This is a genomic window from Halococcus sp. AFM35, from assembly GCF_051195015.1.
GTDB lineage: Archaea > Halobacteriota > Halobacteria > Halobacteriales > Halococcaceae > Halococcus.
In genome coordinates, this window is record NZ_JBNTJU010000007.1 from 55,598 (window position 1) to 65,748 (window position 10,151).

13 protein-coding genes are annotated in these 10,151 nt (G+C 65.2%); 7 read left to right on the forward strand and 6 right to left on the reverse strand.

Annotated features, from left to right (window positions below; translation table 11 throughout):
• The first annotated feature begins 47 nt into the window (after positions 1-47).
• From dnaK to ACQUQO_RS07490, 3 genes are all read left to right on the forward strand, one after another.
• Positions 48-1,940 (forward strand): molecular chaperone DnaK, encoded by a 1,893-nt coding sequence (gene dnaK, locus ACQUQO_RS07480; RefSeq protein WP_435077348.1) that lies wholly within the window; start codon positions 48-50, stop codon positions 1,938-1,940.
• A gap of 144 nt (positions 1,941-2,084) precedes the next feature.
• The gene (locus tag ACQUQO_RS07485; RefSeq protein ID WP_435077350.1) at positions 2,085-2,372 is read left to right on the forward strand and encodes a DUF211 domain-containing protein; all 288 of its coding nucleotides are present in this window, start codon (positions 2,085-2,087) and stop codon (positions 2,370-2,372) included.
• Complete coding sequence (locus ACQUQO_RS07490) at positions 2,372-2,953, forward strand: VIT1/CCC1 transporter family protein (protein WP_435077351.1); 582 nt, start codon at positions 2,372-2,374, stop codon at positions 2,951-2,953. The genes ACQUQO_RS07485 and ACQUQO_RS07490 overlap by 1 nt, the downstream gene beginning before the upstream one ends.
• 2 nt (positions 2,954-2,955) lie before the next feature.
• Here the strand turns inward: ACQUQO_RS07490 and ACQUQO_RS07495 are convergent, their stop codons facing one another.
• Genes ACQUQO_RS07495 through ACQUQO_RS07505 form a run of 3 tightly spaced genes read right to left on the reverse strand, consistent with a single transcriptional unit; the run spans position 2,956 to position 4,267 of the window.
• Positions 2,956-3,375, reverse strand: coding sequence for a DUF5809 family protein (locus ACQUQO_RS07495; RefSeq protein ID WP_435077352.1), 420 nt, complete (start codon positions 3,373-3,375; stop codon positions 2,956-2,958).
• A 24-nt stretch (positions 3,376-3,399) separates the two neighbouring features.
• On the reverse strand, positions 3,400-3,807 hold the full coding sequence (locus ACQUQO_RS07500) for a DUF5810 domain-containing protein (protein WP_435077353.1): 408 nt from the start codon (positions 3,805-3,807) through the stop codon (positions 3,400-3,402).
• Positions 3,808-3,844: 37 nt separating this feature from the next.
• Positions 3,845-4,267, reverse strand: coding sequence for a DUF7575 domain-containing protein (locus tag ACQUQO_RS07505; protein WP_435077354.1), 423 nt, complete (start codon positions 4,265-4,267; stop codon positions 3,845-3,847).
• A 91-nt stretch (positions 4,268-4,358) separates the two neighbouring features.
• Between ACQUQO_RS07505 and ACQUQO_RS07510 the strand changes: the two genes are divergently transcribed.
• Positions 4,359-5,072, forward strand: coding sequence for a diphthine--ammonia ligase (locus ACQUQO_RS07510; RefSeq protein WP_435077355.1), 714 nt, complete (start codon positions 4,359-4,361; stop codon positions 5,070-5,072).
• Between the two features lie 5 nt (positions 5,073-5,077).
• On the opposite strand, the gene ACQUQO_RS07515 is transcribed toward ACQUQO_RS07510, so the two are convergent.
• From ACQUQO_RS07515 to ACQUQO_RS07525, 3 genes are all read right to left on the reverse strand, one after another.
• Positions 5,078-5,206 carry a hypothetical protein gene (locus ACQUQO_RS07515; RefSeq protein WP_435077356.1) on the reverse strand — a complete coding sequence of 43 codons (129 nt, stop codon included), beginning with the start codon at positions 5,204-5,206 and terminating at the stop codon, positions 5,078-5,080.
• A 37-nt stretch (positions 5,207-5,243) separates the two neighbouring features.
• Positions 5,244-6,209 (reverse strand): sugar phosphate nucleotidyltransferase, encoded by a 966-nt coding sequence (locus ACQUQO_RS07520; protein WP_435077357.1) that lies wholly within the window; start codon positions 6,207-6,209, stop codon positions 5,244-5,246.
• A gap of 82 nt (positions 6,210-6,291) precedes the next feature.
• Positions 6,292-7,374 carry a DUF373 family protein gene (locus ACQUQO_RS07525; RefSeq protein WP_435077358.1) on the reverse strand — a complete coding sequence of 361 codons (1,083 nt, stop codon included), beginning with the start codon at positions 7,372-7,374 and terminating at the stop codon, positions 6,292-6,294.
• A gap of 182 nt (positions 7,375-7,556) precedes the next feature.
• On the opposite strand from ACQUQO_RS07525, the gene ACQUQO_RS07530 reads away from it, so the two are divergent.
• From ACQUQO_RS07530 to ACQUQO_RS07540, 3 genes are all read left to right on the forward strand, one after another.
• Complete coding sequence (locus ACQUQO_RS07530) at positions 7,557-7,697, forward strand: hypothetical protein (protein WP_435077359.1); 141 nt, start codon at positions 7,557-7,559, stop codon at positions 7,695-7,697.
• 139 nt (positions 7,698-7,836) lie between these two features.
• Positions 7,837-8,829 carry a radical SAM protein gene (locus ACQUQO_RS07535; RefSeq protein ID WP_435077360.1) on the forward strand — a complete coding sequence of 331 codons (993 nt, stop codon included), beginning with the start codon at positions 7,837-7,839 and terminating at the stop codon, positions 8,827-8,829.
• Positions 8,830-8,919: 90 nt separating this feature from the next.
• Entirely contained in the window at positions 8,920-10,146 is a 1,227-nt protein-coding gene (locus ACQUQO_RS07540; protein WP_435077361.1) for an MFS transporter, read from the forward strand.
• Positions 10,147-10,151: the final 5 nt, after the last annotated feature.

Sequence of the window (10,151 nt, forward strand, 5' to 3'; positions counted from 1 at the left end):
GTATCTAGCAACTTTTAACCGGCCCAAAGCGATAGGATGGGCCAACAATGGCGAGCAACAAGATTCTCGGTATCGACCTCGGGACGACGAACTCGGCGTTCGCGGTGATGGAAGGAGGCGACCCCGAAATCATCGTCAATGGCGAGGGCGACCGCACCACACCCTCGGTGGTGGCCTTTACCGACGACGAGCGCCTCGTCGGCAAACCCGCGAAGAATCAGGCCATCCAGAACCCCGATAGGACTGTGGAATCCATCAAGCGGTTCATTGGCGAGGACCACACCGTGGAAATCGACGGTGAGGACTACACACCCGAAGAGATTTCGGCGCTCATTCTCGGCAAAATCAAGCGCGACGCCGAGGAGTATCTCGGCGACGAGATCGAGAAAGCTGTGATCACCGTACCGGCGTACTTCTCGGACAGCCAGCGACAGGCCACGAAGGACGCCGGCGAAATCGCCGGTTTCGACGTCGAGCGCATCATCAACGAGCCGACCGCCGCGTCGATGGCCTACGGACTTGACGACGATTCCGACCAGACCGTGATGGTCTACGACCTCGGTGGCGGGACGTTCGACGTTTCCGTCCTCGACCTCGGCGGTGGCGTCTACGAGGTCGTCGCCACCAACGGCGACAACGACCTCGGGGGCGACGACTGGGACGAAGCCATCATCGACCACCTCGCCGAGGAGTTCGAGTCCGAACACGGCTTCGACCTCCGGGAGGACAGGCAAGCCCTCCAGCGACTCAAAGACGCTGCCGAGGAGGCCAAAATCGAACTCTCCAACCGGAAGGAGACGACCATCAACCTGCCGTTCATCACCGCCACGGACTCCGGGCCGGTCCATCTGGAGAAGGACCTCACTCGCGCGACGTTCGAATCGCTCACTTCGGACCTCATCGAGAGGACTGTGGGACCCACCGAGCAGGCTCTCGACGACGCTGGCTACGACGCCGACGACATCGACGAGGTAATCCTCGTGGGTGGCTCGACGCGGATGCCCCAAGTGCAGGAACAGGTCGCCGACCTCGCCGGGCAGGACCCCCAGAAGAACGTCAACCCCGACGAGGCCGTGGCACTCGGCGCGGCCATCCAGGGCGGCGTGCTCTCGGGCGATGTCGACGACATCGTGCTGCTCGACGTGACGCCGCTCTCGCTGGGTATCGAGGTCAAGGGTGGGCTGTTCGAGCGACTCATCGAGAAGAACACGACGATTCCGACCGAGGAGTCGAAGGTGTTCACGACCGCCGCCGCGAACCAAACCCAAGTCCAAGTCCGGGTCTTCCAGGGCGAGCGCGAAATCGCCAACGAGAACGAACTGCTGGGAGAGTTCCAGCTCTCGGGCATTCCGCCCGCTCCCGCGGGGACGCCCCAAATCGAAGTCACGTTCAACATCGATGAAAACGGCATCGTGAACGTCGAGGCCGAGGACCAAGGCTCGGGCAACTCCGAGGAGATCACCATCGAGGGCGGTGCGGGTCTCTCCGACGACGAGATCGACCGCATGCAGGAGGAGGCCGAGGAGTACGCCGAGGAGGACGAACAGCGCCGCGAGCGCATCGAGGCGCGCAACGACGCCGAGAGTTCGGTCCAGCGCGCGAACACCCTGCTTGAGGAGAACGACGAGCAGGTCGACGAGGACCTCCGCGCGGACATCGAGGATGCCATCGACGAGGTCGAGGAGGTGCTGGAGGACGAGGACGCCACGACCGAGGAGCTACAGGACGCCACCGAGAGCCTCTCGACGGAGCTGCAGGAGATCGGCAAGCAGATGTACCAACAGCAGGAGGCCGCCCAGCAGGCTGCCGGCGGTGCGGGCGGCGCTGGCGCGGCGGGTGCCGGTCCCGGCGGCATGGGTGACATGGGTGATACGGACGGCGACGGTGAGGAATACGTCGATGCGGACTTCGAGGACGTTGACGAAAACGACCACGAGTAGTCGTCGTTTTCGTTCGCACACCAGAAATCTCCGATTTCTGGGGACGTCGACGACGAGGAGGACTCGTCGTAAGTCGAACCCGGGCCGGACGGCGGTTGCCGTCGCATCAACACACCCTTACCGGTAGGCATCGTTCGGTGTGGCATGGCCACCATCCGTCAGTTAGTCATCGACGTGCTCAAACCACACGAGCCGACCATGCTCTCGGTCGCCGAGGAGGTTTCCGACCTCGACGGCGTCGATGGCGTCAACGCCATCCTGCTCGAAATGGACGAGGAGGTGCGCAACATCAAGTTCACCATCGAGGGCGATGACATCGACTTCGAGGCGGTGAGTGCGACCATCGAGGACACGGGTGCCCGTGTTCATTCGGTCGACCAGGTCGCCTGTGGCGAGTACATCGTTGAAGACATACCGACGGCACAGGACTGATGGCCGACTCCGAGCAGTCGCTGACCGAGCGTATCGACACCGACATGGTGGGACCGATTGCGCGCCGGTATTTCGTCTCGAACGGCTTCGACGGCGCACTCACCGGCGTCGGCGTCACCGTGGGCGCGTACCTCTCGGGCATCGAGGAGGGACTCACAGTGGTAAGCCTCGGTCTCGCCGCGGCCGTCGGTCTCACAACCTCCGGGGTGTGGAGCGTCTGGGAGATCGAGCGCGCGGAGATGCGCGCCGAGATTCAGGAGACCGAGGAGGCGATGCTCGCCGACCTGAGCGATACCCAAATCGAACGCGACAAGATGGAAAATCAGGTCGTCAACGCACTCATGAGCGGTCTCGGCCCACTGCTCGGTCTCGTCGTTCCGCTCACGCCGTTCCTGTTCGAGGGCACGGTCTTCTCGCTGTTTCTGGCGACGCTGGTTTCGGTCGGCATGGCGGTCGGCATCCTGTTCGTTTTCGGGGCATACATGGCCTCGATATCCAAGCAACGGTGGTATATCGCCGGTATCCGCATGGGACTCGCCGGCATCGTCGTCGCCGTGCTCAACGTCTTCCTTCCCGGGTAGAGCTATTCGAACAGTTCACGGTACAGCCGCCCGAACGCCTGCCGGCGCAGCGTCTCGACGGCCGCGCGCTCCTCGTCGGCGAACGTCGCCGCGACGGCCGTCTCGGCAAAGGCCGGGGCGTGCCAGACGACGCGAGGAACGTTCTCGTTGCCGATCACATGAACATCGTCCTCGGAGTGGTCGGCCCGCCAGTCATCGAACTCCTCGCGTTCCCCGACCGAGACTTCGAGCGAAGAGGCGAACAGCGCGTTGCGCGCCCGCTCGACGACCGCGCTCGTCACGCGCTCGTCGTATTCGTCCTTGTCGAAGTCCATCGCCGTTGCGACCTCTCGAACTACCGTCTGGGCCGTGGGTCCGAGCGCTGCGTAGCGCTCGCGGGCTGCCGCTTCGGTGGTCGGCGAGAAGCGTCCATCCGTGTGCATAGGCCCGCTTTGACCGGCGAGTAGTTACCCGTTTTCGTCCTCGTCGCTCGCTTCACCCTCGTCGCCGTCCGCCTGCTCGGTCATCTCGCGGGCCTGCTCGATTGCGGCGGCGGTCTCGGCGTCGAGATTCGCGTCCGCGGACGGTCCGCGCGACGGGCGCTCGTCGAAGAGGTCGCCCGGTCGCGGTTCGTCGCCGTGGCGGTGGTCGTGGCCGGTCGTGTCCTCGAAGACCTGCGGATACTCGACTTCTGACGCATCCGCTTCGACCCGCTCGGCGAGGTCGTCCTCGCCCGATTGCTCCCAGCCCGGCGCGTGGTCGTCGAGCCACGACTCGTGGTCGTCGTCGCCGAGCAGCGCGGTGAACGCGAGGTGGTTCGCGAGGTGGCGCGCGTCGGCCTGTGGTGTCTCACAGACGGGACAGGCATAGCCCATGTCGACCTGTGGGTCTCCACGCGCTTCTATCCCGCGCTCATTCGTCGGTCGCGAGCGGTTCGGTACACCACTGACAGAACGCGAGGTCGGTATCGGTCTCGCGCCCGCAGTTCGGACAGCGCCGCTCGCCGTCGGTGTCGGCGGGGTCGGCACTCCCAGCGGTTCGTCCCTGCCGGGCAAGCCGATACGCGTCGACGGTGTTGAGCACGAGGAGAACGGAGATGGCGACCGAGACCTCGACCGGCAGTGCCCGGCTCGCGCTCATGACCGCATCGAGGGTGAGTCCGCCGGAATCGGGGACCGCCGAGGGCGGGAGCGCAAGCGCCACCGTCGCGAACGTCAGCCCGAACCACGCGAGCGCGCGCAGCCACTCGCGTAGGTAGGCGTGGCCGAGTCCGGGATAGAGCAGCGCGAGCGCCGCCGCAAGCCACGGACGTTTGCCCGAGCGGTGTCCGTTCATCGCTCCCACTATCCTGCGTGGGGTCGTGAACGTTCGGGTCCGCGACGGCGTGGACCGCAGCGCGTTTGGCCGTTGGCGCGCTAGTGTACTTATGTCCGGATGGGTGAGTCTGTTCTCCGGCGGGAAGGACTCGGCATGGGCGCTCCATCGCGCGCTCGAAGAGGGCCTGCCCGTCGCACGACTCGTAACTGTGCATCCCGAAACGGACTCGCATCTCTATCACGTCCCGGCGACCGACCTCGCCGGACTCGCGGCCGAGAGCATCGGCATCGAACTCGTCGAAATCGAATCGACCACTCGCGCCGACCGTACCGACTCAGGGACGCGCGGCGACGCCGAAATCGAACCGCTCGAACACGCACTAAGCGACCTCGACGACGACCTCGATGGGGGTCTCGCGGGCGTTATCGCGGGTGCGGTCGAAAGCGAGTTCCAGACCACGCGAATCGAGGCGATGTGCGAGCGCCTCGGAATTCAACTATGCGCCCCGCTCTGGCAACGCGACCCCCGGGCGCTCGCCGACGCGATGGTCGACGCTGGCTTCGAGATTCGAGTTATCGCCGTGGCGGCAGCGGGTCTCGACGAGTCGTGGCTCGGACGCACGCTCGATGCCGACGCCTTCGACGACCTCGAAACCCTCAACGACGAGTACGGCGTTCACCTCCTCGGCGAAGGCGGGGGGTTCGAGACGCTCGTGACCGACGGCCCACACATGCACAGGCCAATCGAACTCGATTACGAAGCCGAGTGGGACGGCGTTCGCGGGCGGTTGCGAATCACCGACGCGTGGCTCGGTGAGTCCTGACTGTGCTAGTCCGCGTCGTCGAGCAGCGCCGGTTTGCCGACCGGGAGCGCCCCGAACAGCGCGTAGTGAACGGCGAAGGAGACGGCGATGAACAGGGCGATACCGGTGGCGGCTTTCGTCGAGCGTGATGCCATACCCGCGCGAGGGCGGCCGTGCCAAAGAGGACTGCGATTAGTTCCCGTCGGGAATCTTCGTGTGTGCACCGACGAGCGCGTCCGTGAGGTCGAGACCGGCGACGTGGGTCTCCTCATCGAGAATCGAATCCCGTATCGTACAGTCCTCGACGGTGGCGTTCGGGAAGACGACCGAGCGCTCGACGGTCGAATCCCGCACGACTGCGCCGTCCATGACGTGGACGCCGCTGCCGACGTCGCTGTTTTCGATTGTGGCATTCTCCGCGACGGTGGCCTCACCGTCGAGCGCCCACGCAACGGTTTCGAGGTAGCTCTCGGGCGTGCCGATGTCGAACCACGCGCCGTCGAAGGTGTAGGCGTAGACAGCACGGGTGGCCTGGAGCCACTGGACGAACCACCCAGGTTCATCGGGGTTGTTGTCGCCCGCGAGATACTCCTCGAAGGCGAGCGCCTCGGCGGGGAAGGCATAGCAGGCAATCGACACCAACGTACTCTTTGGCTCGTCGGGTTTCTCCTGAAAGTCGACCACACGGTCGCCGTCGAGTTCGACCAGCCCGTAGGAACTTGCGCGTTCCTTCGACCCGACGTCGTAGGCGGCGATGGTCGGCGCGCCACGGGCTTCAAACTCGTCGATGAAGTCACTGAGGGGGAAGCTGATGAGGTTGTCGCCGGCGATCACCAGCACATCGTCGTCGACGTTCTCGCGCTCGACGAGCTGGGCGAGCGCGCCGACGACGCCGAACTTCTCGTCCTCGCCGGTGGTCTCCTCGACGCTGAGCTGTGGTTTCGAGAAGTCGCTGTCTTCGATGTGACGTTCGAACTCGTCGGCGAAGCGCTCGTTCGTGCTCACGTAGACGTCCTCGATGCGGTCGTCGCCCTCCAGTTCGTCGAAAATGCGGTCGATGACGTCCACCCCGCCGACCGGGAGGAACATCTTCGGCCGGTGTTTCGTAATCGGCCAGAGGCGCGTCGCATACCCCCCGGCGAGCACGATTGCATCCATGCGAATCCGGTCTCGGCGGCCGGATAAGTCCCTTTCCATTGCTATCTCCGAACGATGCCCGCCCCAACCCGGTTCCCGACCGTCAGACCGGCTCCGGAACGCTCGGAAAGCGTGATTCGACGATGGCGAAGGCAAGCGTGCTCACGAGTCCGAGCAGCGTGCCGGCAGTGAGTGCGACCGCCATGTATGTCAGCCCCACTTCACCGAGGAGGAACGCCCCGACCGCATAGAGCACGGCCGCGATGGCGAGCACGTAGAAGGGCGCGTTGAGATAGCGCCAGCGAAAGCGCTCGGCGAGATACGTATCGGTGATGCGGCCGACGCTGCTGGTGATGCCCGCGGCCGCAAACCACGGTATCGCGCCGACGGTGAACGCCGCGAGGGTCTCGACGGGGCTGAGCGCCCCGGTGGCGCTGTGGGCGTCGAGCACTCCCATTCCCCGGACGCCGCCGATGGCGAACAGCGCCGCCGCAACGACCGTCGTGATGAGCATTACCCGGCCGGCGTAGAGTCCGCGCCGCGCCCGCGCGACCGCCTCGTCGATGGCGCGTTCGAGACCCAGCCCGCGAAAGAGCACGTACAGCCCGAGCAGCGCCGAGATAACTCCAAAGACCGCCGCGCCGGGCACCCCGAGCTGGCCGGCGATTTCGGCGAGCGGGTAGATGAGTAGCAAAATTCCGAGGGGAACGAGAATCGTGCCTCTGGTCTCGGGGTCGTCGAGCACCTGCTTCATCGTGTAGTACATCGATTCCAAGTTCTGGGCCTGCCGAACGACGACCCGCTGGACGCCGTCGATGGGCAGCCGCGAGCGGATCACCGGGATGACCGACTCGTCCTGTGCGCCGTCGGTGACCACCAGCGCGTGAACGTCCTCGCCGGTGGTCAGCCCCGCGAGAATCCGGTCGATCTCCTCGCCGACCTTTCTATTCGCCGCAACGCCGCCGCTCTCGACGCCGGTGACCGCCGCGACCGCGACCTGCTCGTCGGCGATGCCGTCGTGAATGTGCAGCCCCTCGAACAGGACATTGGCATCGGAGTCTTCGGGGTCGGCCGTCGCGAGCGAGACGGCGGCGCGCTCGACGGCCCCTCGGCCCACGACGGGCGTCTCGACGCCGGCCTTCCGCCCGAGGTCGTCGTCGAGGTCGATGCACAGCACCAGCAGCATGCGCCCGGCTACGCGGCCCGCCGTTAACTGTTTTCGGTGCTCGCCACGACACCTAATACGTCCTAGTTCACTCCGAAGCCATATTACATGTTCTATCATTACATTTATCCGGTCGACCCCAGTCAGTGGTCATGTCGGACGGTAGGCGGCGCATTCGCTGCCCATCGTTCGCAGGACAACCCATGTACACCGACACCGAGAACACCGGCGCGCCGATGGTGCCCGAAATCACTCGTAGCGACTCCGATGACCGAACCGACGCGCGACGCTTCCGCGAGGAGATGGTGTTGAGCCACCGACTGCCCGACCGGTCTCGCGAGTAGCATCGTTCCTGACGTGTCCGTCGGCGGCGCAGTAGCGAAGTTCGACCGATCCGAGGCAGGACGAGCGGTACTGCTACTCCCGACGGTCGGACCCGAGCCGCATTCCTTTTCACGGCTGCGCACCCAGCAGTGACAACGAATGATTTCGAAGGGCTGTGAACAGTGCGCCAAGGGCGGGAAGATGGTGCTGTTCGTCTACGGTTACTGCGACCAGCGCGACTGCTTCTACTGTCCGCTCGGCGAGAACCGCAAGAACGTCACCGACGTGTACGCGAACGAGCGCCTCGTCGAGGACGACAGCGATGTCATCGAGGAGGCCCACCGGATGAACGCGCTGGGCACCTCGATTACCGGTGGCGAGCCACAGGAGGCGATGGTGAAGACCTGCCGGTATCTCTCCATGCTCAAAGAGGAGTTCGGCGAGGACCACCACACCCATCTCTATACGGGTATCACCGGCGGCCGCGAGAACATGCGCCGGCTTTCCGAGGCGGGACTCGACGAAATCCGCTTCCACCCACCATACGAGCAGTGGGGCGACCTCCACGGGACTGAATGGGAGGACATCCTCTACGTTGCCCGCGAGGAAGGACTGACGCCGGCCTTCGAGATACCGGGCATCCGCGCCGAGACCGAATTCCTCGATTTTCTCGATGAGGGCGCGGCCGACTTCTGCAACATCAACGAGTTCGAGATGTCCGATGGCAACTACGAACGGATGCAGGAACAGGGCTTCGAGCGACGCGAGGGCCACATGAGTGCCGTCGAAGGCTCCCACGAGATCCTCGACGCGATGGGCGACCACGAGAGGGTGTATTTCTGCACCAGCGTGTTCAAAGACGCCGCCCAGCACCGCAACCGCCTGAAGCGGATGGCGAAGGTCATGAGGAGGGAGTTCGACGAGGTGACCGACGACGGCACTCTCGTCTACGGCAAGGCGTGGGAGAACGACGAAACGCTTGCGGACCTCGGCGTCCCCGAGGAGTTCTACACCCAGAAATCCGAACACGTCGAACTCGCGTGGTGGCTCTTAGAAGAGATGGTCGCGGAGGGCGACCTCGGCAGGGGCGAAATCGTCGAGCAGTATCCGACCGCCGACGGAACCGTGGTCGAGCGAACGCCGCTGGCCTGATTTTCACGTCGTTTCCTGTCAGCCGTGGGCGAAACGGTGTCGTAGTCGTATCACCACGTTCATACGGCGTTCTCCCACAGTTCGGAACGAATGGAGGCGTCGTTCGAATCGCTCCGGAATCGCTTCGTGCGGACGGCGCAGGTGCTCCGCGGCGACGGGCGCGGCTGGACGCTCGCGGTCGTGGCCGCCGGCTGGCTGACGGTACTCGGCGGTCGCTACCTCTTCCCGGCGATTCTCCCACAAGTCAAGGACTTCTTCGCGGTCTCCAATGCGACCGCCGGACTGGCGGTCACGACCGTCTGGGCGACGTATGCGATAATGCAGTTCCCGGCCGGGATGCTGACCGACCGCTTCGGCGAGCGCGCGCTGCTCGGAACGAGTCTCGCGGTCTCGGCCGGCGCGGTCGTCGCGGTGAGCCTCGCGCCGACGTTCGTGCTGTTTCTCGGCGGCTGTGCGCTGTTCGGTCTCGGCACAGGGTTATATGGCCCGGCACGGGGCACCGCCCTCTCGACGACCTTCGGCGAGCACGACGGCACCGCCATCGGCCTCACGCTCGCGGCGGGCAGCATCGGTTCGGCTCTCCTCCCGTTCGCCGCGAGCGTGCTCGTCGACCCGCTCGGCTGGCAGACGACCGTCGCGTTGCTTGCCGTGCCCTTCCTCGCCATCGCCGTCGCTATTCGACGGGTGCTTTCGCGCCGCACGCCGGCCGCCAGCCCGTCGGGTCGGCCATCGGTGCGGGGCCTGCTTCGCGCGCTCAGTACCGCCGTCTCACGGCGCACGGCCATCGCGGTGAGCGCCGCCACGCTCACGCTGTTCGTGATGCAGGGCGTGACCTCGTTTCTGCCGACGTACTTCATCGCAGTCAAGGGGTTCTCCCAGGAACGCGCCGCCGCCCTGTTCGCGCTCTTTTTCCTGAGCGGCGCGCTCGCCCAATCGGTCGCCGGCAGCGCCGCCGACTACTACGGCGACCGCGCGGTGTTGCTCACGACAGCCGGCTTCGGCGTCCTGCCGCTGCTCGCGCTGCCGTTTGTCGAAGGAATCGTTCCCGTCGGAGCCCTCACCGTCCTGCTCGGTTCGCGGCTCGCAATCAACCCCGTGAGCAACGCCTACATCATCGCCGTCGTCCCGAACGCGGTACAGGGCACGGCGTGGGGCTTCTTCCGCACGACGTTTTTCCTGCTGGCCGCGACCGGTTCGACGGTCGTCGGACTCTTCTTCGATGCTGGACTCGCCGACGAGTCGTTCGTCGTGCTCGCGGCTCTCACGGCTCTCGCAGCCGTCTGTTACGTTTTTCTCCCGTCGCGAACGAGTGCGTGAAAATA